Source organism: Dyadobacter sp. 676 (assembly GCF_040448675.1).
Lineage (GTDB): Bacteria > Bacteroidota > Bacteroidia > Cytophagales > Spirosomataceae > Dyadobacter.
Genome location: NZ_CP159289.1, coordinates 263,626 through 286,662, shown reverse-complemented (window position 1 = coordinate 286,662; position 23,037 = coordinate 263,626). Strand labels below are relative to the sequence as shown.

At 52.4% G+C, this 23,037-nt stretch carries 22 protein-coding genes and 1 pseudogene; 12 read left to right on the top strand and 11 right to left on the bottom strand.

Translation table 11 applies throughout. From position 1 onward, the window contains the following. Positions 1-28 precede the first annotated feature (28 nt). From ABV298_RS01460 to kdpB, 4 genes are all read left to right on the top strand, one after another. A complete protein-coding gene (locus ABV298_RS01460; RefSeq protein ID WP_353720428.1) occupies positions 29-1,363 on the top strand; it encodes a sigma-54 dependent transcriptional regulator in 1,335 nt (444 codons plus the stop codon). A gap of 295 nt (positions 1,364-1,658) precedes the next feature. After that, on the top strand, positions 1,659-1,736 hold the full coding sequence (locus tag ABV298_RS01455) for a potassium-transporting ATPase subunit F (RefSeq protein WP_353723122.1): 78 nt from the start codon (positions 1,659-1,661) through the stop codon (positions 1,734-1,736). A 13-nt stretch (positions 1,737-1,749) separates the two neighbouring features. Further along, positions 1,750-3,438 (top strand): potassium-transporting ATPase subunit KdpA, encoded by a 1,689-nt coding sequence (gene kdpA / locus ABV298_RS01450; protein ID WP_353720427.1) that lies wholly within the window; start codon positions 1,750-1,752, stop codon positions 3,436-3,438. Positions 3,439-3,455: 17 nt separating this feature from the next. Beyond that, positions 3,456-5,495 carry a potassium-transporting ATPase subunit KdpB gene (gene kdpB, locus ABV298_RS01445; protein ID WP_353720426.1) on the top strand — a complete coding sequence of 680 codons (2,040 nt, stop codon included), beginning with the start codon at positions 3,456-3,458 and terminating at the stop codon, positions 5,493-5,495. 4 nt (positions 5,496-5,499) lie between these two features. Here kdpB and ABV298_RS01440 read toward each other — a convergent pair whose 3' ends face one another. After that, complete coding sequence (locus tag ABV298_RS01440) at positions 5,500-5,736, bottom strand: hypothetical protein (protein WP_353720425.1); 237 nt, start codon at positions 5,734-5,736, stop codon at positions 5,500-5,502. Between the two features lie 36 nt (positions 5,737-5,772). Between ABV298_RS01440 and ABV298_RS01435 the strand changes: the two genes are divergently transcribed. From ABV298_RS01435 to ABV298_RS01420, 4 genes are all read left to right on the top strand, one after another. Then, entirely contained in the window at positions 5,773-6,333 is a 561-nt protein-coding gene (locus ABV298_RS01435; RefSeq protein WP_353720424.1) for a K(+)-transporting ATPase subunit C, read from the top strand. 90 nt (positions 6,334-6,423) lie between these two features. Next, positions 6,424-7,512, top strand: coding sequence for a porin (locus ABV298_RS01430; protein ID WP_353720423.1), 1,089 nt, complete (start codon positions 6,424-6,426; stop codon positions 7,510-7,512). A 39-nt stretch (positions 7,513-7,551) separates the two neighbouring features. Further along, a complete protein-coding gene (locus ABV298_RS01425) occupies positions 7,552-8,670 on the top strand; it encodes a universal stress protein (RefSeq protein WP_353720422.1) in 1,119 nt (372 codons plus the stop codon). Between the two features lies 1 nt (position 8,671). Further along, entirely contained in the window at positions 8,672-10,405 is a 1,734-nt protein-coding gene (locus ABV298_RS01420) for an ATP-binding protein (protein WP_353720421.1), read from the top strand. Positions 10,406-10,468: 63 nt separating this feature from the next. On the opposite strand, the pseudogene ABV298_RS01415 reads toward ABV298_RS01420, so the two are convergent. From ABV298_RS01415 to ABV298_RS01405, 3 genes and pseudogenes are all read right to left on the bottom strand, one after another. After that, positions 10,469-10,630, bottom strand: a pseudogene (locus tag ABV298_RS01415) (CocE/NonD family hydrolase C-terminal non-catalytic domain-containing protein); the annotation flags it as partial. Positions 10,631-10,668: 38 nt separating this feature from the next. Then, the gene (locus tag ABV298_RS01410; protein ID WP_353720420.1) at positions 10,669-10,920 is read right to left on the bottom strand and encodes a CocE/NonD family hydrolase C-terminal non-catalytic domain-containing protein; all 252 of its coding nucleotides are present in this window, start codon (positions 10,918-10,920) and stop codon (positions 10,669-10,671) included. A gap of 154 nt (positions 10,921-11,074) precedes the next feature. Then, entirely contained in the window at positions 11,075-11,800 is a 726-nt protein-coding gene (locus ABV298_RS01405; RefSeq protein ID WP_353720419.1) for a CocE/NonD family hydrolase, read from the bottom strand. Between the two features lie 223 nt (positions 11,801-12,023). Between ABV298_RS01405 and ABV298_RS01400 the strand changes: the two genes are divergently transcribed. From ABV298_RS01400 to ABV298_RS01390, 3 genes are all read left to right on the top strand, one after another. Next, positions 12,024-12,395, top strand: coding sequence for a hypothetical protein (locus ABV298_RS01400; protein WP_353720418.1), 372 nt, complete (start codon positions 12,024-12,026; stop codon positions 12,393-12,395). Between the two features lie 80 nt (positions 12,396-12,475). Continuing rightward, the gene (locus ABV298_RS01395; protein ID WP_353720417.1) at positions 12,476-12,955 is read left to right on the top strand and encodes a response regulator transcription factor; all 480 of its coding nucleotides are present in this window, start codon (positions 12,476-12,478) and stop codon (positions 12,953-12,955) included. 267 nt (positions 12,956-13,222) lie between these two features. Further along, on the top strand, positions 13,223-13,756 hold the full coding sequence (locus ABV298_RS01390; protein ID WP_353720416.1) for a DUF4199 domain-containing protein: 534 nt from the start codon (positions 13,223-13,225) through the stop codon (positions 13,754-13,756). A gap of 133 nt (positions 13,757-13,889) precedes the next feature. Here ABV298_RS01390 and ABV298_RS01385 read toward each other — a convergent pair whose 3' ends face one another. Next, on the bottom strand, positions 13,890-15,995 hold the full coding sequence (locus tag ABV298_RS01385; protein ID WP_353720415.1) for a metallophosphoesterase: 2,106 nt from the start codon (positions 15,993-15,995) through the stop codon (positions 13,890-13,892). After that, positions 15,992-17,776 carry a cytochrome c peroxidase gene (locus ABV298_RS01380; protein ID WP_353720414.1) on the bottom strand — a complete coding sequence of 595 codons (1,785 nt, stop codon included), beginning with the start codon at positions 17,774-17,776 and terminating at the stop codon, positions 15,992-15,994. Before ABV298_RS01380 ends, ABV298_RS01385 begins: the two co-directional genes overlap by 4 nt. Before the next feature lie 120 nt (positions 17,777-17,896). Here ABV298_RS01380 and ABV298_RS01375 point away from each other — a divergent pair, with 120 nt between their 5' ends. Continuing rightward, positions 17,897-18,769, top strand: coding sequence for a helix-turn-helix transcriptional regulator (locus ABV298_RS01375; RefSeq protein WP_353720413.1), 873 nt, complete (start codon positions 17,897-17,899; stop codon positions 18,767-18,769). 4 nt (positions 18,770-18,773) lie between these two features. Here ABV298_RS01375 and ABV298_RS01370 read toward each other — a convergent pair whose 3' ends face one another. From ABV298_RS01370 to ABV298_RS01350, 5 genes are all read right to left on the bottom strand, one after another. Next, on the bottom strand, positions 18,774-19,154 hold the full coding sequence (locus ABV298_RS01370) for a DUF983 domain-containing protein (RefSeq protein WP_353720412.1): 381 nt from the start codon (positions 19,152-19,154) through the stop codon (positions 18,774-18,776). A gap of 102 nt (positions 19,155-19,256) precedes the next feature. Beyond that, a complete protein-coding gene (locus ABV298_RS01365; RefSeq protein WP_353720411.1) occupies positions 19,257-19,838 on the bottom strand; it encodes a chemotaxis protein CheB in 582 nt (193 codons plus the stop codon). Next, positions 19,820-20,629 (bottom strand): protein-glutamate O-methyltransferase CheR, encoded by an 810-nt coding sequence (locus ABV298_RS01360; RefSeq protein WP_353720410.1) that lies wholly within the window; start codon positions 20,627-20,629, stop codon positions 19,820-19,822. Before ABV298_RS01360 ends, ABV298_RS01365 begins: the two co-directional genes overlap by 19 nt. Before the next feature lie 4 nt (positions 20,630-20,633). After that, the gene (locus ABV298_RS01355) at positions 20,634-20,999 is read right to left on the bottom strand and encodes a response regulator (RefSeq protein ID WP_353720409.1); all 366 of its coding nucleotides are present in this window, start codon (positions 20,997-20,999) and stop codon (positions 20,634-20,636) included. Positions 21,000-21,007: 8 nt separating this feature from the next. Next, on the bottom strand, positions 21,008-23,008 hold the full coding sequence (locus ABV298_RS01350) for a response regulator (protein ID WP_353723121.1): 2,001 nt from the start codon (positions 23,006-23,008) through the stop codon (positions 21,008-21,010). Between the last annotated feature and the right edge of the window lie 29 nt (positions 23,009-23,037).

Here is a 23,037-nt window from a genome sequence, read left to right as displayed (position 1 = left end):
CGGATTTCAATCCGGGGCTATCAATTTTATGAAGCGAATACTAATCATCGATGACGAGGAGAAGCTGAGAGGACTGATGGGGCGCGTGATCAGGCTGGAAGGCTTCGAGGTGATCGAGGCGGCGGATATCAAAACGGCCTGGAAGAAACTGGACCAGGAGGATGTGGATGTAGTGCTTTGCGACGTAAAGCTTCCCGACGGTCATGGGGTTGAGTTTTCGAAGGCGTTGAAAGAAAAATTTCCGGCCCTAGAAGTGATCCTGCTCACTGCCTATGGCAATATCCCCGACGGCGTGCAGGCGATCAAGAACGGCGCATTCGATTACATCACCAAAGGCGACGACAACAACCGGATTATCCCGTTGCTTTACAAAGCGCTCGAAAAGGCGGAGCTGAACCGTCGGGTGGCGAGTTTGGAAAAGCAGCTCGGCGAACGGCGTTCGTTCGATGCGATCATCGGCAAATCCAAACGTCTTCAGGCGTGTATCGACCTTGCGCGCCGCGTGGCACCAACGGATACGACGGTATTGCTGCTCGGCGAAACGGGCACCGGCAAGGAGGTTTTTGCGCAATCCATACACCAGGCCAGTAATCGCGCTAGGAAATCGTTTGTGGCCATTAACTGCTCCGCTTTCGGTAAAGATTTACTTGAAAGCGAAATGTTCGGGCATAAGGCGGGCGCATTTACAGGTGCCATGCGCGACAAAAAAGGGCTCTTCGAGGAAGCTAATAATGGTACCATTTTCCTCGACGAAATCGGAGAGCTGGCGCCGGAGTTGCAGGCAAAGTTGCTCCGCGTGCTCGAATCGGGCGAATTTATCAAAGTCGGGGACACCCATCCCACGAAAGTGAACGTGCGCGTGATAGCCGCCACACACCGGGATTTGCCGAAGCAGATCGAAGCCGGCGAATTTCGCAGCGACTTGTATTACCGCCTTTCCGTTTTCCAGATCACGCTCCCCGCATTACGCGAGCGCACATCGGACATAGCCGCGCTGGCGAATAGTTTTGCTACACAATTTGCATTGAAAGCCAACAAGAAAGTGGGCTCGTTGTCTCCCGATTTTATCGCCGCATTGGAAAAGAGCCCCTGGAACGGCAATATCCGGGAGCTGAAAAACGTGATCGAACGGAGTGTGATCCTTTCCGACGGCCCGGTGCTCGATATAGAAAGCCTGCCTTTCGAAATGCAACATCCGGGGCAAAACGGCCAAAACATGTCGGCATTCTCACTCGCGAGCGCCGAAAAACTGCATTTGCAAAAAGTTCTTAACTACACCAACGGCAACAAAGCCGAGGCCGCAAGGCTGCTGGAAATCGGCATAGCCACTTTGTACCGTAAAATCGAGGAGTACAAACTCTGAATAGCCCGCGCATATCCGGCAATAGCACAGCCCGCCATACCATTTCCATTCTGATAAAAAAGCTTATCATTTTGATAAGCTTTTTTTTACACTCCAAAAAATATCATCCACACATCTGTCTATCAATCAACATCTTCCCGTCGACTTTAGTCGACGGGAACAAAAGTGGCAAGCAATGCTCCAATAAGATTTAAAAAAAGAAAAACAATGACGACACTCCTTCTTCTCGCTGCGGGCGCCCTGAGCTTCGCGCTTTTTTTCAAAACCGTTCACTATTTCGAAAAGATCTGAAATCATGCCTGCGCTATTCATCGTCTCGATTCTGGTTTTCGCCTACATGTGCTACGTGCTCATGAGACCCGAAAAATTTTAAAATACCCAATCCAATGAACACTGAATTAACTGGTATCGTCGCGTTGTACGCCGCCACAGTCGCTACGGCGATTCCATTCGGCAAATACATCGCGAAAGTATATGGAGGAGAAAAAACGCTCCTCGACCGGGTCCTGGGCCCTTTGGAAAAAGGGTTTTACCGTTTGAGCGGCATTCGGCCGAGTGTGGAAATGAACTGGAAGCAGCATTTGTTCGCATTGCTGACGATCAATATGGTCTGGTTCTTCCTCGGAATGGCCGTATTGATGAACCAGGGCCGCCTGCCGCTCAACCCCGACGGCAATCCGTCGCAATCCGCCGATCTGGCCTTTAACACTGTTATTTCGTTTGTAGTCAACTGTAACCTGCAACATTACTCGGGCGAAAGCGGGATGAGTTACCTCGGACAATTGTTCTTGATGTTCCTGCAATTTGTGACGGCAGGAACCGGTATGGCTGCCGCGGCGGCGGTGATCATTGCCATGAAAGAACGCACCACCGACAAGCTGGGCAATTTTTATGACCTGTTTATCAAATCTTGCACCCGTATCCTGTTGCCTGTTTCGTTCGTCATCGCATTGATCCTGCTCGCGAACGGTACGCCCATGACATTCGACGGCAAGGGCACCATGTACACCGTGCAGGGGGATACCGTGCGGGTTTCGACCGGCCCCGTGGCAGCATTTGTGCCTATCAAGCACGTGGGCACTAATGGCGGCGGTTTCTTTGGCGCCAACTCGGCACATCCGTTTGAAAACCCCAACTACGCAACGAATCTGGCCGAAATGTTCGGCCAGATGATCATTCCCCTGGCGATGATCTTCGCGTTAGGCTATTATGTCAAAAGAAAAAGGCTTGCCTGGATGATCTTCGGTGTAATGACGCTCGGATTTTTGTCGCTGACTGTCCCGACGATCGTTACCGAGTTGCACGGTAATCCGAAGATCGCACAAATGGGTGTCGATATTTCGTCCGGGGCGATGGAGGGGAAGGAGACCAGGTTCGGCACGGCTGCCTCCGCATTCTGGAGTATAGCCACAACCGTTATTTCCACCGGTTCAGTCAACTCCATGCACGACAGCTTCATGCCGGTCTCCGGTTTGACCCAAATGCTGTCCATGATGACCAATGCGTTCTATGGCGGTGCCGGAGCCGGTATCCTCAACTTTTACATATTCATTATCCTCGCCGTGTTCATCAGCGGACTGATGGTAGGGCGTACACCTGAATTTATGGGTAAAAAGATCGAAGCGAGGGAAATGAAGATCGCGATGATCGTCGCTTTGCTGCACCCGCTGCTGATCCTGGCCGCCACGGCGTCAGGCGTGGCAATGCCGGAACTGACCGCCGGTACATTAAACAACCCCGGCTTCCACGGATTCAGCGAAATACTGTATGAATACACGTCCTCGGCCGCCAACAACGGCAGTGGTTTCGAAGGCCTGGGCGACAATACACCCTGGTGGAACATCAGTTGTGGAATTGTGCTGATCCTCTCGCGGTTTATTCCAATCATCGGCCCGGTGGCCATTGCGGGCATCCTGGCTTCCAAAAAGCACATTCCCGAAAGCGCAGGCACACTCAAAACCGATAACGGCACATTTGGCCTGATGGTATTCGCCGTGATCGTGATCATCACCGCATTGTCCTTCTTTCCCGCACTGACCCTCGGGCCGATCGCCGAATACTTTTCAATGCAATAATCAACCGAATAGCAGAAATGAAAGCTCAAAATACATCCCTTTTCCGGGGAGACCTCGTGCGCGAGGCGCTGGTACAATCCTTTATAAAGCTCGATCCCCGGATCATGTTCCGCAACCCGGTTATGTTTACAGTCTGGATCGGCACATTTGTTATGCTGATCGTGAATTTATGGGTGATATCGGGAGAAAAATCGCAGGGGGGTCTGGTTTACAACCTGGTAATCTTCGTGATCCTTCTGCTTACGTTGCTGTTTGCGAATTTCGCCGAGGCCATTGCGGAGGCGCGCGGTAAAGCTCAGGCCAACAGCTTGCGTAAAACCCGCGAAGAAACGCCTGCCAAATGGATTCAGCCGATTGGCGATATGTATGTGAATGAAATCAAAATCATCCCGTCGTCACAGTTGCGCAAGGGGCATATTTTTCTTTGCGAAGCCGGAGACATCATCCCTACCGACGGTGAGATCGTCGAAGGTCTCGCTACGATCGACGAAAGCGCCATTACGGGCGAATCGGCGCCCGTGATCCGCGAGGCGGGCGGTGACAAAAGCAGCGTTACCGGCGGCACCAAAGTTCTTTCCGACCGTATCAAGGTGAAGGTCACCATCGAGCCGGGCGAAAGCTTTCTGGACAAAATGATCGCATTGGTGGAAGGCGCGAGCCGCCAGAAAACGCCGAACGAGATCGCATTAACGATCCTTCTGGCCGGTTTTACACTCGTTTTTATCATCGTATGCGTCACATTGAAACCGTTTGGCGATTTCGCGAAAACGCCCATTACCATTGCGGCATTCATTTCGCTTTTCGTCTGCCTTATCCCGACCACGATCGGGGGATTGCTCTCGGCGATCGGCATCGCCGGTATGGACCGTGCATTGCGTGCCAATGTGATCACCAAAAGTGGAAAAGCCGTAGAAACAGCCGGCGATATCGACACATTGCTGCTCGATAAAACCGGCACGATCACGATCGGTAACCGTAAAGCCACCAATTTCTGGCCTGCCAAAGGCATCGACAAAAGCCATTTCATTAGAGCGGCCGCATTGAGCTCCGTAGCCGACGAAACCCCCGAGGGTAAATCGATTATCGAGCTCGCCGGCCTGCATCCCGATTACTTGCGTGTCGAAAATCCGACATTCATCGGGTTTACTGCCGAAACGCGCAGCTCAGGTGTAAACTTCGCGGATACCCGCATCCGCAAGGGGGCATCGGACGCGATCCGCAAACTGACCGAAAAAGCCGCCAATGCATTTCCGGACGACGTGGCGGCGAAAGTGCGCGATATTTCCAGCAATGGCGGTACGCCGCTGGTGGTGGCCGAGAACGAGCACGTGATCGGAGTAATCGAGTTGCAGGATGTGATCAAGCCCGGCATTCAGGAACGCTTTGAAAGGCTGCGAAAAATGGGTGTCAAAACCGTAATGGTAACCGGTGACAACCCGTTGACAGCCAGATATATTGCCGGGAGGGCCGGCGTGGATGATTACATCGCCGAGGCCAGGCCGGAAGACAAAATGAATTATATCAAGGCCGAACAGCAGAAAGGCAAGCTCGTAGCCATGATGGGCGACGGTACCAACGATGCCCCGGCGTTGGCACAGGCCGACGTGGGTGTAGCCATGAACAGCGGTACGCAAGCCGCCAAGGAAGCGGGTAATATGGTCGACCTGGATAATGACCCGACCAAGCTGATCGAAATCGTTGAAATCGGGAAGCAACTGCTGATGACCCGTGGCACCCTCACCACATTCAGCATCGCCAACGACGTCGCCAAATACTTCGCCATTGTGCCCGCATTGTTTATTGCGTCGGTTCCCGCCCTGCAAGGGCTCAATATTATGCGCCTGCACAGTCCGGAAAGTGCAATTTTGTCGGCCATCATCTTCAACGCCGTCATTATTCCGCTGCTGATTCCCCTGGCCTTGAAAGGAGTAGCCTACAAACCGATCGGGGCGAGCGCATTGCTGCGACGGAACTTGCTGATTTATGGGCTGGGAGGAGTGCTGGTGCCTTTTGCAGGGATTAAGGCGATTGATTTGATTGTAAGTGTCTGGTTTTAGTTCACTATTGTTCATAATGGCCATGAACGGTAACCACATTGCCTTTCTCGAAATTCTCGATGCCTTTTTCCAGACGCTCAAAATATTCTTCACGGGTTTCTTCGCGAAGAAACCCTTTGGAAGCCCGATCGCTAATGCTGATGGTAATTTCGGAGTTTTCTTTACCACGAACCAACGCTTTGATTTTTTCAATCAATTCATCTGTAAACTCCGAAGACTGAATTCTTAAAACGGCTTCCATGCGATTTCTTTTTCTCAAAATAAAAATTTCAAGCCCATGAAACAACACATTCTTCCGGCGATCCGGCTGACGGCCGTGACGCTCTTATTCTTCTCCGGTGTATATACGCTGGCGATTTTCGGCATTGCACAGCTCTTTCCTAACCATGGCAGAGGAGAGGTTATCGAACAAAACGGCAAGCGGTACTATGCCAATATCGGGCAATCGTTTACGGACGACAGGTATTTCAATTCGCGCCCCTCGGCGGTTAAGTATAATGCATCCGGTAGCGGCGGCAGCAACAAAGGGCCTTCCAATGAGGAGTATCTTGGCGTAGTGCAGGCCCGCATCGACACTTTTTTAATGCATAATCCTGATGTACGAAAGGCCGATATTCCTGTGGAGCTCGTCACAGCGAGTGGTAGCGGGCTGGACCCGCACATTTCCGAAAAAGCGGCGCTGGTGCAGGTGAACAGGATCGCGAAAGTGCGTAATGTATCCCGGCAGAAATTACAGCAACTGGTTAATGAGCATATTGAGGGACCATTGCTCGGAATGTTCGGTCCGACGAAAATCAATGTGCTGAAACTGAACCTGGCACTCGACCAATTGAAGTAGCCCCACCAAGGCGCCGCCCGTTTCCCACGCCGTCGCAGCGGGCAGCGCACATCTCAACCGCGCGGCCGAAATTGAACAGATTGCTTTTTTATGAAAACCTTGCTATTCACTCTACTTGCCATTGCCTCTGTTTCGCACGCTACTGCACAGGATTCGACACGGTCCATGTCGCCATTAGCGGTGAGCGCTTATGTGGAGACGTATTATTTACAGGAATTCCACAAAACCGGTAACCATACCATGCCCGGTTTTATCTACAACCATAACCGGACGGGCGAAGTGAGCCTGAACCTCGCATTCCTGAAAGCCGGCTATACGCATGAACACGTGCGAGCGAATCTGGCGTTGGCGGCGGGTACCTACATGAATGCCAATTACGCCGGCGAACCCGGCGTGCTGAAAAACGTATTCGAAGCGAATGCGGGGATAAAGATTTCCCGGAACCGGAACCTATGGCTCGACGCGGGCATTATGCCGTCCCATATCGGTTTCGAAAGCGCGATCGGGAAAGACAACTGGGCTTTGACGCGAAGCCTGATGGCGGAAAACACGCCTTATTTCGAAACAGGTTTGAAGTTGGCCTACACCACACAGGACTCTAAATGGTACCTCTCCGCAATGTACCTTAACGGCTGGCAACGTATTCAGCGGGCGGACGGTAATTCCACGCCCGCATTCGGGACGCAGATTACCTTTAAACCAAATGCGGCTGTGACATTGAATTACAGCACATTCATAGGCAGTGACAAGCCCGACAGTACGCGGCAAATGCGGTATTACCATAATATTTACGGAATATTTCAGTTTTCGGACCAATGGGCCCTTACCACCGGTTTCGACATCGGCAGCGAGCAGAAGGCAAAGGGCAGCGGTACGTATAACACGGTTTACGTGCCGGTAACGATCCTGCGCTTTTCACCTTCTTCCAAAATCGATATCGCGGTCCGCGGAGAGTACTATCATGACAAGAACGGGGTGATCGTCGCTACGGGCACCAGTAGTGGCTTCCGGACTTTCGGTACATCGCTGAACTTCGACTACCGGGTCACCCCGCAGGTAATGTGGCGGATCGAGGCACGCAATCTCCGCAGCCGCGACGCCATTTTCAATGGTAAGGATGCTGATTTGTCCAAAAACAAGACTTACCTGACTACCGCCCTGACTTTCGCATTGAATTGACATATAACTTTCGTGTCCGTGTATAAAACTCCCTGGCAAATGGAAACCAGCAACGCCGAACATTTCCTCGAACTGATCCGAAAATCGAGAAGGGGCAAATTCAAGATATACATCGGTATGAGCGCCGGCGTGGGCAAAACCTACCGCATGTTGCAGGAAGCTCACGCACTCTTGCGAACCGGCATCGATGTGAAGATCGGTTATATCGAAACCCATCAACGGAAAGAGACGCACGAATTGCTGGAAGGCCTGCCGGTGATCCCCAGGCGGAAGCTGTTTTACAAGGGTAAGGAGCTGGAAGAGTTCGACGTGCAGGCCGTGATCGCGCTGCGGCCGGAAGTTGTGATAGTCGACGAGCTGGCGCACTCGAATATCGAGGGTAGCAAGAACGCCAAGCGATGGCAGGATGTGCTGGATATCCTCGACGCGGGAATTAACGTGATTTCGGCCGTGAACATCCAGCATATCGAGAGCCTGAACCAGGAAGTAAGGGAAATCACCGGCGTGGAGGTGGCCGAACGCATTCCCGACAAAGTGCTTGGCCTGGCCGACGAGGTCGTGAATATCGACCTTACCGCCGACGAGCTGATTACCCGTTTGAAAGAGGGCAAAATTTACCGGGAGGAAAAGGTCCAGGTCGCATTGCAGCATTTCTTCAAGCCCCGGCACATCCTCCAACTGCGCGAGCTGGCATTGAAAGAAGTGGCTTCTCAGGTGGAGCGGAAGGTGGAGAGTGAAATACAGCCGGGAATGGCGCTCAAACACGAGCGGTTCCTGGCGTGCATCAGCAGTAATGAAAAGACGGCCCGCAATGTGATCCGTAAAACGGCTCGGCTTGCGAATTACTATCACAGTACCTGGTTTCTGCTGTATGTGCAAACGCCCCGCGAGTCGGCGAGCCGTATCGGGCTGGCGAAGCAGCGGCATTTGATCAACAATTTCAAACTGGCCACCGAACTCGGAGGGAATGTGATCAGAATCGGAAGCGGCAGCATTGCCAAAACGATCGTGGAAGTGGCCGAAAAGAACAAGATCACAACGATATGCATCGGAAAGCCCCATTTGAATCTTTTCAAGGTTATCCTCGCAACGAATGTCTTCAACGGGCTTTTAAATAAAATGTCTTCTTCCGACATTGACCTCGTAATACTTTCCTGAAATGAAGATCAAAACCAAACTGAGGCTGGGGATCGGCCTGCTTTTCGCCATGATCACCGTGCTGGCTGTGGTGGGGATCAGGCAGGTGAGCCTGCTTTCGGCGGATTCGCGCAATATCCTCGTCGCCAATCATAATTCCCTGCAATACACGCGCCAGATGCTGCAAGCGCTCGACGAGCTGGAAGTGCACGCCGGCGCATTGGATGTATTTAAAAAGAATCTCGAAGCGCAACAGAAAAATATTACGGAAATCGGGGAAAGGGAGCTTACCGCACGGCTGACGGACCATTTCGAAAAACTCAGGGCAAATGTGCGCGACAAGGGCGTAATCGCGCGGATCCGCAGCGATGCGCTCGAAATCATGCGCGTTAACCTCGACGCCATAAACCGCAAAAGCCACATTGCCGGCCAGACGGCCAAAAGCTCGATGGTGTGGATCGGCATTACCGGCACGCTGTGCTTCGTAATCGCGTTTACCCTGTTCGTCAACCTGCCGGGCAATATCGCTAACCCGATCCGCGAGCTAACGGAAAGCATCCGCCAGATCGCCAACGAGAACTACACCGAACGCGTACATTTCGGCAGTCGCGACGAATACGGGCAGCTCGCACAGTCGTTCAACACGATGGCGGAGAAACTGGAAGAGTACAACAGCAGCAATCTGGCCAGATTAATGATGGAAAAAAAGCGGGTGGAGACGCTGATAGACAATATGCATGACCCGGTGATCGGGCTGGATGAGAACCGCAAGGTGATTTTTGCCAACGAAGAGGCCAGGAAAGTGACCGGCCTGCAAGCAGCCGGGCTCGTCGGCCGCGATGCCGCGGACGTGGCGCTGCATAACGACCTCGTACGCTCGCTGGTGAAAGATATTTCAGAACCGCAGGCGAAGCATAGCGAGCAGCCGGCGCCGATCAAGATTTATGCCGACGATAAGGAGAGCTATTTTGAAAAAGAATATGTCGATATTTCTATCGTGCCCACAGGCGAGCAGCAACCGAGATCGATAGGGCACGTGATCATCCTGCGGAACGTGACGCCGTACAAGGAGCTGGATTTTGCCAAAACGAACTTCATCGCCAACGTCTCCCATGAACTCAAAACGCCCATTTCCTCGATCAAAATCACGCTGGATCTTCTGCGCAACGAGCGCGTGGGCGAAACCAACGAGGAACAGCGCAACCTGCTCGACAGCATCCGCGAGGATGCCGACCGCCTTCTGAAAATCACAGGCGAACTGTTGAACATCACCCAGGTGGAAAGCGGGAAAATTCAGCTGAATATCGGCACTGCGTCGCCCGGCGAAATCGTCCGATATGCAGTTGCCGCTACCGAAACCCAGGCCGAAAGCCGCGATATCCGCTTGCAAATTGAAGAAAACGGCGTGCGCTCGCATGTTCTGGCCGATTCGGAAAAGACAGCCTGGGTACTGACGAACCTGATTTCCAATGCGATCCGCTATTCCTACGACCATTCGAGCGTTCAAATCGCATTGACCGAGGATGACGAAACGGTGCAAATTGCGGTCAGGGACAATGGCCAGGGTATTTCACAGGAATATAAGGATAAGATTTTCGACCGCTATTTCCGTGTACCGGGTTCAGCCCGGGAGGGAACCGGCCTGGGCCTGGCAATCAGCCGCGAATTTATGGAAGCCCAGAACGGCACGCTTACCGTTGAAAGCGAGCTCGGTGCGGGCAGCACTTTCACAATCGGACTGAAAAAGGCCGGGTAATATGTGCGGTCTGTTTAGTTTTGGACTAACAGCGCGGATTACTGTCACAAACTTCTGCGGGTTGCGGTCTACAAGCGGGAACCACGAGCTCTGCACCTGCACCATGATCTTGTGGCCCCTTTTGAAACAATGTGCCGCGTCCTGCATGTCGAATTTCGCGTTTTCGATTTTACCCGGTTTCATCGGTTCGGATTTCGAAAAGCTTTTCCGGAATTTGGCACGCATTACCTCGCCGCGGACGAGCAACTGGAAACCGCCCATTTTCATGTTCGGGTTAACGGGAACGTTGTTCGGAGCGTCGCCGGGATAAACGTCGTGAGCTTGACAACGAAATCGGCATCGGTGCCGGTAGTCGATACGAACAGGTCGGCAAAGACGTTGCCCGAAATGGTCACATCTTCCTTTAAAACTTCCGACTCATACACGAGCACATCCAGCCGGGAGGTGGCAAAACGCTGGTCCTCATACATAAAATCGCTTCCGCGGATGATGCGGATTCCCGAGGCATATGGCACAGGCTTATCGGGGTCACCGCCGGTTTGATGTTTTTCAAATGCGGCACAGGCGTGCGGGCTTTCCAGAAATCGTTGTAGGTTTCGTTTTCCATCATCTGATTCCAGATGTGGTTCGGGCCCTTGAAAATCTGTTCGTTAAAGTTTTTCAGCGGCCCTATTTTCTTGTAAAATTCATAGGAATCCGGTGTTCCATAGGCTGAGAACTGAGGTGCACCTTTCGTGGTAGGGACCGGCCGCGACGCGCTGTACGACGAAAAGGAATGCGAATATACCCATCAGGAAGAATGCGCCGTTGTGGTGCCGGTCGTCGCCCATGAACCAGTCGGTAACCGGTGCCTGCGGTGAAGCGATTTTCAATGCAGGGGTGTGCCTCCACGGCCGTCATGGTAGCATAATAACCGGGCGCTGAAATGCCCCAGGTGCCTACCTTGCCATTGTTTCCTTCTATATTTTTAATGAGCCATTCGATGGTGTTGTAGTCGTCCGAGCTTTCGTCGATGTCTGTTTTACTCTTTTTAACGGGAATAGACGGCCGGTAAGCCTCGAAATAGCCTTCCGACATAAATTCGCCCTTTACATCCTGATATACGATAATATATCCCTCGCTGGCGAACAGCATGCCGGGCCCCAATGCTGTTTTGTACGAGTCTTCACCATAAGGCGCGACACTGTATGGAGTCCTGTTGAGCAGAATAGGGTAGGCTTTGCTTTTAGTGATGTCTTTGGGCAAATAAATAGAAGTGAAAAGCTTCACGCCATCGCGCATGGGGATTTGCCGCTCGATTTTGGTGTAGTGCCGGCGGATGTAAAGAGAATCCTCTTTCGTGCCCGTTTGTGCCAGTGTATTTGCCGCGACCATTAGCACAAGGACCAGTAGCAATGTGATGCGCCGACTTTCGAGGAACCGGCAAATGGAGGGGGAAGTAATGCTGTTTTCAAGACGGTTACCGGATTAGTTTCAGCCAATTTAATATAAGACACCAAACATTGGAGGCGGTTCTGCAACACGATCCCGAGAGGGACGCTACCGCTCGTCACATTGAGGTTGCAGTTCTGGAGTAGGTACTGTATATTGCATAGTACCTTGTAAAACATTTTTTACCATGAAAATAAAATCACTATTGATCTCGCAAATTGCCATACTCGCATTGCTGATTTCCTGTAACAACGGCGACGTTAATATTGCCGTGAAGGACGACGACGATTATTACCGGTTCAGGGCCCATTTCGACGAGGACCTGTCGCCATATGTTAGCGAATTTCTCAACGACCGTATTTCGCCCACGCGAATCGATCCGGAGAGGGATTCCAAAATCATCACCGTGTTGAAAGACCAAACCAAACTGACCATCGAATCATCGCCCGGCGAGCTGATGGTTTATCTCGATAAGGAGGAGAATAGCCGCGATGCTTACCATCGTGTCAAAAACCTCTGCGATGGCGTAAAGGACGTTATCCTGGCGCATAGCAAGTAACCGCCCGGAAAAACGCCGGGAACGGATTAGACCGCTGGCCGAAAATTTTTATTTTTGGCGAAGCAACAGACTGGTTACAGATGGTTCCCAAAACGATCGGCGATTTTTACCGCAAACACAGGCAGGAGCTGCTCTACGGCGTATCTCTTGCCTTTTTGCTGTTTGTGCTCCGGTGGCTCGAATTGCGGTTCCTGGTCATCGATCACCTTATTGAAATTTACGTCGGCGCGATTGCGCTGCTTTTTACCGGGCTGGGCATCTGGCTGGCGCAGAAGCTCACTACGCCGAAAGTCGAAACGCGGATCGTGGAACGGGAGGTAGCGGCCGGCGGGGATTTCTCAGTAGATGAAGCGGAGCGGTTGCGCCTGGGCATCAGCCTGCGCGAGCTCGAAGTGCTGCAACTGGTGGCCGAAGGGCTGAGCAACCAGGAAATTGCCGAAAGGCTATTCGTTTCGCTGAATACGGTAAAAACACATTCGTCACGGATTTTTGAAAAACTGGAAGTCCGTAACCGCACACAGGCCGTCGAACGGGCAAGACGTTCCAGGCTCATCGCCTGATGCAGGTGTTGTCAGGAATAGTCATATGTTGTCAGGTAGTCATGTGTTGTCAGGAATAGTCATGTGTTGTCAGGTAGTCATGTGTAATCAGGGTTAACCTACTATTTATGTCCACACCTGACAACACCTGACCATACTTGACAACATTTGACCCGAAAAAGAGACGATATTTCACCCGCCGAATGCAAAATCACCCGAAAGTATGACTCGAAAACGGCTGCTACGTCTCAATTTCGCAGTATTGTCGGATACTTAAATCGAAATGATATGAACAGGATCATCGTTATCTGCGGCCTTATTTCGGGCGTGCTCGTGTCGACTTTCATGGTAGCTTCAATGGCCGTTTGCTATCAGAAGGAGAGTTTTGAAGGCAATATGCTGCTTGGCTACTCAGCCATGCTGCTGTCGTTTTCAATGGTTTTTGTCGGGATCAAAAACTACCGCGACAAGTACAACAACGGCCCGTTTTCTTTTGGAAAAGCATTTAAAATCGGATTATACATCACATTGGTGGCGTCGACTGTATATGTCGTAGTCTGGCTGATCGATTATTACCTTTTTATCCCCGATTTCATGGATAAGTACACGGCCCATTTGCTGAAACAATTTCAGGCCGAAGGCCCGACGGCGGCGGAGCTGGACGCAAAAGTGACCGAACTGGCGGATTACAAGGAAATGTACCGGAATCCGCTCGTGGTCATTCTGTGGACCTATGCCGAAATCCTGCCCGTGGGGCTGGTCGTTACGCTCATTTCCGCATTGATCCTCAAAAAGCCCGGCGCCGAGGTGCGGCCTGCATAGGTGCGGCCTGCATAGGTGCGGCCTGCATAGGTGCCGCCTGCACAGGTGCACGTAAAAAATCTGCCGGACGACCTCGTTACCGGAGGTGCCGATAAAGTATACATGCGGAGAAAGATTGATCAACGAGTAATACTTAATGGATAGCCAGTTTTTTGACCACACTCCGGCCGTTTACATTCACTTTCAAAAAATAAATACCGGCTGAGAGCTGGCCGGGCAGGAACGGGGCTGCCGTCGGGCCGAGGGTCATCTCGCGGGTATCTAATGTCCGGCCCGAGATGTCGGTGAGCGTGAGATCCGCCCTTTGCAGGGCATGCCCCGTCGTCCGGATCTGCATTTGGCTTGCCGGCGATGGGTTGGGTATGATTTCGACGTCGACGGTCATGCCAGGTTCGGTGGCAAGAACGACTTCCCTTAATGTGATCCCGCGAATAGGTGTGTACAATAACCGCCCGTCGTTGCCGGCTGCCACGATACGGTAGTAATACTGCGTGTCTACCGGTAGACTGGCGCTCTGGGTGTCGGTGTATGTATAGTCTTTTCGCGCCGTAGAATTGGGTTTAATGGCAGCCCTGCCGACTTCCGTAAAATTGGGAGGGGCGGCAGACCGCTGAATGGCGAAATATGCGAGATCGAATTCAGAGATAGTCGACCAGGAGAGTGTGACCAGATTTTTGTCATCCTTCTTCGCGTCGAAACTTACGAACTCGGCCGGGAGAGGCCTGGCAACTTCTACATGGAAAACATCCTGAATGCAATTTTGCCCGTCTTTTACGACGTAGTCTGCATTTTCCGCGGGTTGCACCGTGATTGTCCGCGTTTTTGAGCCATCGTTCCATATATAATCGCCTATAAAAGAGGCTTTCAGCTCCACATCCTCGTCGAGGGCTATTGCGTAGGTTGTTTCCTTGTTTACGCCTTTTTCCATCGTGAACTGGTCGCGTACCAGGCCGTCGGCAGCTATCCATTTCAGATCGAGTCGGTTACTTTCTACTTCGAGTATCAAACCGCCACCTCTTTCTGCGTCGGAGTAGTACATGGCCTTGTGGGGAAAACCGGCTTTCGGGGCGCCGAGCTGGCCGCCCGAGCCTGCCACAACGTATACAGTGCCACGGTTTTGCGGGGTATTTTTGATATAAGGACAGGAATTGTCCGAACCGTCATACCGGGCCGAGGAACTGCTGACGACGTGTTTGGCGGGGTCGAACGTGCTGCTATGCCCGTAATGCCCGCCCATCAGGCGCGAGCGCTCGTACACATGGCTGTGCCCGCACAGGATCAGGTCCACTCCGAGCCGTTCAAGAATGCGGATGAAGTTCTGCCGGATGGCCGTCATTTCCGGGTCGCCGTCCGATTCACGGGAACCCTTCGAGTAGGGCGGATGGTGCCAGTAGGCGACTACCCAATCCTTATTTTTGTTGGCGGCGAGGTCTTTTTTGATCCACTGTACCTGCCGGCCCAATGTGTCGTAAAGCCTTGTGGCGTTGTCTTCGCGGCCGTAGGAATCCAGTGAGAGGAAATGCACATTGCCATAGTCGAATGAATAGTAGGCCTCCGTTCCCGAAGGTTCGCCACCTGCTTCGCCTTCGGCGGGCATCGTAAAAATATCGTAATAAGGAACCCGGTGGTCGTCTTGCCGGGCCGGATTGTCGTTGTCGTAGTCGTGGTTACCGGGACTCGGAAAGAGCGGACTTTTTTTCAGGAAATTGTCTTTGTAATGCGCAAAAAAATTCGATTGATACTCCGCGTCCCGCCCGAACGAGTAGGCATTATCGCCTAGCAGCAGCCAGGCATTCATGTAGTTGTTACCAAGGTATTCCGTCATTTTGTCTCTTACGGCTTGCTGCGTCGCCGAGCTGTTGCCGCAGTCGCCGATCACCCCGAAGCGGTACTTGCCGGCTTTACCTGCGACGGCGGCCGTCTGGAAGTAATTTTGCTCGTCCGCCTGCAACACCCCGCTTTGCGAACCGACCGAATAGTAGTAGCGCGTTTCAGCCAGCAGGCCTGTGATCTTTACCTCATGCTCGGTAGTGGCGGTATTATCGGCGATGATCCGGTCGAGCGACTGTGCGCTGGTGCCGATTTTAACGACGGAACCGGAAGGCTTATCCGTGCGCCAGCGTATTACGATGCTTGTGGGCGTGGCTACCTGAAGGTACGGGCCGCGCAGGAGTACGCCTTGCCCGCGGGTGGCGATCATGGCGAAGACTAAAAGGAAGGTAAATAAATATGGTTTCATAGGCGGTCGGTGAGCGCATGTAAAAAGGCAATGAGATCGGATTTTTCCTGATCGGAAAGGCGGAGCGGCGTCGCTGACAACGTTTGTCCGGGTATACTGACGCCCAGGCCCGAGCCACCGCCTTTGTCATAAAATTCGATTACCTTTTCCAGACTTCCAAAAGTGCCGTTATGCATGTAGGGAGCGGTCGCGGCGGCATTCCGGACGGTGGGCGTCTTGAATGCACCGCGATAATAGGGGGTGGGGCGGATTTCGAAACGCCCTTCGTCGGAGTCTGCTTTCGGATGCAGGAAGTCGTCCGAGGCGGTAGTGCCCAGTATTTCAAATTCCGTAAAGGTATACAGCGGTGGGACCAGCCCATTGAAAAGCGGCGCGAAATGGCACGTACCGCATTGTGCCTTGCCCATGAAGAGGTTGAAACCATTGATCTGGCTGTTGGTCAGGGCCGTCTTTTCGCCGGCAATGTACCGGTCGAAGTCGGAGCTGAATGGCCGCAATGTACGCACGTAGGCCGCAATAGCCTTGTAGATAAGGGTATCATTCAATGGCGTCCGGCGTGGTACCGCGTTGCGGATCAGGCGGCGGTACGGCCGTTCCCGCGCCAGCTTTCGTATGGTTTCCTCCGGTTTCCCGTTCATTTCCAGGCTATCGTGGATCACGGTGCGGATTTGCTCTTCCAGCGTTCGGGCGCGGCCATCCCAGAACTGCGCATGTTGGAACGCACTGTAAAGCAACGATGGCGCGTTTCGCCTCGCTGTCCCACCCGGATGGATGCCGATGCTTTTGGGCAGGCCGTCGGTGAAATGCAATGCGGGATTGTGGCACGATGCGCAACTGCGGGCGCCGTTGGACGACAGCCTGGTTTCGGAAAAGAGCTCCTTACCCAATGCGGCCAGACCGGAGTCCCCGTTTTCGTTTTCCCCGAACGGGCCATGTGCAAAGGCGTCCGGACTAAAAAGATTTTCGGCGTTGTAGTTCAGGATACCTTTTTCATTAAGTTCCAGTCCCATTCCGGCGATCATCCTGCCGAAGCGTTCCTGCAATGGCAATGCGTAATTGGTCAGGAAATGAAGACGATGGAATGCGTCGAAATCGCTGCTTTCGCCAAGCGCGGCTTCACAGGAAGCAAGCAATTCGCAAACGACATTGTCGTTGGCCTGTTTTGCGTAGGGCTTTAATACGGTATCGATCGTTTCGAGCGAAACGCGTGCTTCTTCAAGTCCGCTTTTCAGTAATGGCGCGTCGAAACCGGTGATGCTGAGCGTCATGACCCTTATGAGCTCGATGCGCACGCTTTCAAGGATTTGCGCGTCCGTTGCTTTGAAATTGTACAATAATGCCGGCAAATCGTCCGCAGCGGTTTCGAGTAGGCGGCATTGTTGCAGCATTTCGTTTTTATGCAGGCCGGGATTTTCGAAAAGCAGCGCTTCGATGTATTGCAGGCCGGCGGGTTCGGCGTATTCGAGGTGCGGTTCTTCGATTTCGTTTTTGGGCGGGCGGTTGTAAATGCGGGAAGAGGTGAAAAAGAAGTATTCCAGAAAGAATGCGATCCGTTTGTAGTGCAGGCGTGCTTCTTTCAGCTTTTGTTTGGCAAGCCGGATGCCGGACGCGTTCGAACTATCCATTTGCCCGATAGCGGCTTTCATTTCCTTCACGCTTTCCGCAAATTTCCCCGCATCGACCCTGAACACCGCAACGCAGTTTTCGACGCCGATGGATTGCCGTCGCGGCGCGGATGCGAACAAGAGCAATGCGAGCGCGATAGCGAAGGCCTTCCACATGATTTGCGGGGTTTTGTGAAATGCTGCAAGATACTAAACGGCCATTTAAAACGCACGAAGGGCCCGGGTTTGCGGAATAAACCCTAAATTGCCGTTTCTGACCCAATTCAAGGATTACGCATGCACGGTTCATTTCCCAGGCTCGACATCGGTCCGCTCTCGGAGTATCGCGAAGACCATATCATGATCGCACGGTTTTCGGAGTACCGCCATGAGCACCAGAGCCTCATTTTTCCGCACCGCCATAGTTTTTACCACCTGGTGCTTTTTACCGAGGGGCACGGCCCCCATACCATCGACTTCCATCGTTTTCAGGCAGCGCCTTTCCAGATCTATTTCATGATTCCCGGCCAGGTACATTCATGGGATTTTGAAGAGCAAATGGAGGGATATGTGGTGAATTTTTCGGATTCCTTTTTCAAATCGTTTCTGCTGCAACCCGAATACCTGGATTCATTCTCTTTCTTTGACCAGGATAGCAGTAATAATGTGCTGACAATCACGGAGAATATCCGGGAGCGTGTCTGCGGGCTGTTTGAAGAGCTGCTGGTGCAGAATCGCCGCTCAACCACCTGGCGCGACGACTTTATGCGGGTTTTGCTCTTGCAGATATTCCTGCTCATCGAGCAAAGCGATTCGGTAGACAGGAAGAAGGTCGGCGGAAAAAGCAAGAATGCGACGGTGCGGAACTTCATCCGGCTGATCGACAAACACTACGACCAGAAAAGGCTTCCCGGCCAATACGCCGAAATGCTTAACGTGACGCCCAATCACCTGAATGCGTTGTGCAAGGAGCATGTGGGTATGCAGGCGGGAGAACTGATCCGCAGCCGCATCGTGCTGGAAGCCAAAAGGTTGCTTATCAACCTGGACCTTACGGTTGCGGAAATCGCCTACAAACTGAATTTCAACGACAATTCCTACTTCACCAAGTTCTTCCGGAAAGAAACCGGCATGACCCCGGAAGATTTCCGGAAGAGCACGGCGATATGATAAGCTACGCGCGTTCTTCGGTTGAAACCGGCTTAATAAACAGCGCCAGCCAGGTCCTGCGCGCCATGCGGTAAAAAAGCGGTGTCAGGATCACGAGGATCGGGATAATGCTTACCAGGAAATAGTCGAGGTATTCCTTGAAGAAATTGACGAATATCAGAAAGTAAATCACCATGAATGCCACGTAAAACGCGTAACTGATGTAAAGCGCTCCCTGATAAAACCCGGGCTCGGGTACCAGGTCGGCACCGCAGTGAGGGCAATAGCGGTTCATTTTGTCGAAGTTCCGCAGGTTGTAGGCACTTTTTGTAATGAAGAAATCACCCTGGCCGCATCGCGGGCATTTGTTGAACAAAACGCTGTATATTTTATTGGGCTTTGCCATGATCTTACTGTTTTAATCTCCCTACAAATTTCCCCACAAACCCGTTTAAAAAGAAAGACTGAATCCCGCTTTTATGGTACAAATCAACGATTGCTAAAAATATTATTCCAACTCGTTGATAAAAGAAGCCATTTGAATGGTGTCGAAAACGTAATCCACGTGCAGGTGGGTCATGGCGTAATGCGGCATGAAAGGCATCTGGGCGGTGTCGGGATTTTGTACGGCCGTAATGCCGCCGGCCTGCTTCACCGCGGCCAATCCTTCCGAACCGTCCTCGTTGGCGCCGGAAAGCAGGATCGCAACCAGGCGGCTCCCGTACACTTCCGCGGCGGATTCGAATGTGACGTCGATGCTCGGACGGCTGAAATGGATTTTCTCGGAGTAGTCGAGCGAAAAGGTGCGTTCGTGCTCGATGAGCAGGTGATAATCGGCGGGGGCCAGATAGATCGTGCCCGGTATTACCGGATCTTTGTCTTCCACCTCGCGGGTCGGGTTCGGGGTTTTGGAAGCCAGCAGGTCCGACAGCGAGGAGTCTGCCGAATTGCGCCGGTGCAGTACCAGCACCACCGGAAACCCCAATCCGGCACGCAGGAGCGGAAGGAGCTTGAACAGTACTTCAAGACTGCCTGCCGAACCGCCGATCAGCAGTAATTCACACGTATTTTTCAGTTGATTTTCTTCCATATTTTTTCCCGGTTCAGTTGCTTGAACTTGTTTTGTATCGCCGAGAATTTCAATGTCTCCTTGGTGCCCAACGCCAGGTAACCAAGCGTTCCGAGACTTGCGTCGAAAAGTTTCAATACCCTGTCCTGCAAATCTTTGTCAAAGTAAATCAGTACGTTACGGCAGAGGATCAAATCGAATTCGTTGAACGAGCTGTCCGACACCAGGTTATGGGTCGAGATGATGATCTTTTCCGACAGCTCGTTATCGAACTTGGCCTGACCGTACTGGGCAGTGTAGTAACCCGAAAAATCATGCGTGCCACCTGACGCGATGTAGCTTTCCGAATACTGCTTCATCAATCCAAGGGGAAATATGCCTTTCCTTACTTTTTCCAAAACGCCGGGATTGAGGTCGGTGGCATACAGAAGGGAGCGGCGCAGCAAATTGGCCTCTTTGAGCAGGATCGCCATCGAGTACACCTCTTCGCCCGTCGAACACCCCGCGTGCCAGATCCTGATAAAAGGCTTCGTGCCCAGAACAGGCAGTACCTCTTCCCGCAGCGATTTGTAAAACGACGGGTCACGAAACATTTCGGTCACATTCACCGTGATTTCCTCCACGAACCGTTTCAGATAGGAAGGGTCGTTTCGCACACGGTAGCGCAATTCCGCGAAACTGGGGAATTTGTCGAGCGAGCAAAGTCGTACCACGCGGCGTTTCAGCGAAGCGCGCGAGTACCGTGTGAAATCGTATCCGTAGATGTCGAACAGGTCATTCAGCAAAAGATCGATGTTTTCCTCTTCTATCATGCCTTCATACGGTGCTAAGGATGTTCAAAAGTTTGTCGACATCGATCGGTTTGGAAACATAGTCGTCGGCGCCCGCCGCCAGGCATTTTTCGCGGTCGCCTACCATCGCCTGTGCCGTAACGGCGATTACCGGCATGGTTTGCCGGTTTTCCAGGCCTTTAATCAGTGGAATGGCCTCGTAACCATCCATTTCGGGCATCATCATATCGATCAGCACGGCGTCAACGGGTGTGACGGTCCGAAGGATATCCAGCGCCTCGCCCGCGCCCGAGCAGGCAATGCATTCGAACCCCTTTGCGCGGAGGGTCGCCTTCAAAGCGAAAATGTTCCGGGCATCGTCATCGACGATCATGATCTTTTTCTTTTCCATTGTGAGGGTCAGGATTTTTCGTAAAGCCAGACGCGCAGCAGCGACATCAGCTGGTCGATATCCACGGGTTTGGTAATGTAGTCGGACGCGCCGGCGTTGATGCATTTTTCACGGTCGCCGGTCATGGCCTTGGCTGTAACGGCAATCACGGGCAGGTTTCGCCATTGCGGGTTTTCGCGGATACGCCTGGCAGTTTCGTAGCCGTCCATTTGCGGCATCATCATATCCAGCAGCACGACGTCCACACCCGGGTTTTCTTGCAGTTTTTGCAATGCCTCCTTGCCGTCCAGCGCCGTCAGGACATTCATTTTATAGTTTTCCAGGGATTTGGATAGCGAGAAAATGTTCCGCACGTCATCGTCGGCGATGAGCACCGTTTTATTGTTCAGAATTTCCCCTAATCCGCCTAGCTTCCTGGTTTCGGTATTTTGCCGCGCGTTTTTCTTGTTCTCTTCCACCACGTGCAGGAACAGCGACACCTCGTCGAGCATACGTTGGTAGGAATGCGCCGTTTTGACGATAATCGAATCGGCATATTGCCTGATCCGCAGCTCTTCGGTCATGGAAAGGCTCTTTCCGGTGAAAATGATAATCGGAATATGTTCGAAATCCGGGTTCTTTTTAGCCTCTTCCAGCATGTCGTAGGCCTTTTTGTCGGGAATTCCCATATCCAGGATCACGCAGTCGACCTCGTTGCCCGAAAGTGCATTGATACCGTCCCTGATGTCGCTTTTCAGCTCCGAATGAATATCGAACGTGCCGAGGAAGTAGGCCAGCGCCTTGGCGTGCATCGAATTATCTTCTACGATGAGCACTTTCTTCGATTTCCTGCTGATCACATATTCTATTTTCCGGAAAATCTCGTCCATTCTTTCGATCGCCACGGGCTTGTCGATAAAATCGATCGCGCCTTTCTGCAAGCTCTCGTTTTTCATCCGGTGCGACGACATGATATGTACCGGAATGTGCCGCGTTTCGGGGTCGTTTTTAAGCTGATCCATTACATCCCAGCCACTTACCACCGGAAGCTGGATGTCGAGCAGGATGCCCATCGGCCTGAACGTGCGTGCCAGTTCAAGGCCTTCGTCGCCGCGAACGGCCACAATGCCTTTGTAGCCCTGTTTACGGGTGTAATCGAGCAATGACTTGGCAAAAAATGTGTCGTCTTCTATGATCAGTATCGATTTGTCGGTAATTCCGATAGTTGTGCGGTCGTCGGGAATGCTTTCGGGAATAACCGTGCTGATGAACCGGTTTTCCGGTTTCGTTGCCGGTTTTGGCGTTTTTTCTTCGGCATGGCTCGCAAAGAAATTGGCGGTTTCCGGCTGGCTGGTGGCATATGAAGGCCCGACCGGCACAAAAAGTGTGAACTCGCTGCCCTGGCCGACGATGCTTGTGAGCGAGATTTCGCCTCCGAGCAGCTTGGCCAGTTCGCGGCTGATCGACAAGCCCAGGCCGGTGCCGCCGTATTTGCGTTTGGTGGAGCCGTCGGCCTGTTGGAACGCCTCGAAAATATGGTGCTGCTTTTCCGGAGGCACGCCGATTCCCGTGTCGCGAACCGCGAAGCACAACATTTTGTCATTGCCTTCCTGCGGTTTAATCGAAATGCTTACCGATCCCCTCGAAGTGAATTTCAAAGCATTGGAAATGAGGTTTTTCAGGATTTGTTCCATCCGCATTTTGTCCGTTTCGATTACAGCCGGAACCCCATTTTCCATTGTTATGGAAAATTCGAGCCCTTTCTCGCGGGCAACCGGGGCGAACAAGCCCTTCATGTCGTCGCAAATTTCCTTGACGGACACATTCACATAGTCCAGCTCCATCTTCCCGGCTTCGATTTTCGAGAGGTCCAGGATTTCGTCGATCAACCCCAGCAGCCCGTTGCCGGACGACTGGATTACCGTCGCATATTCGATTTGCTCTTCCGTCAGGTTTTTGTTGTCATTTTCAGCCAGCAATCGGCTCAGCAGCAGGATGGAGTTCAGCGGGGTGCGCAGTTCGTGCGACATATTCGCGAGGAACTCCGATTTGTACCGCG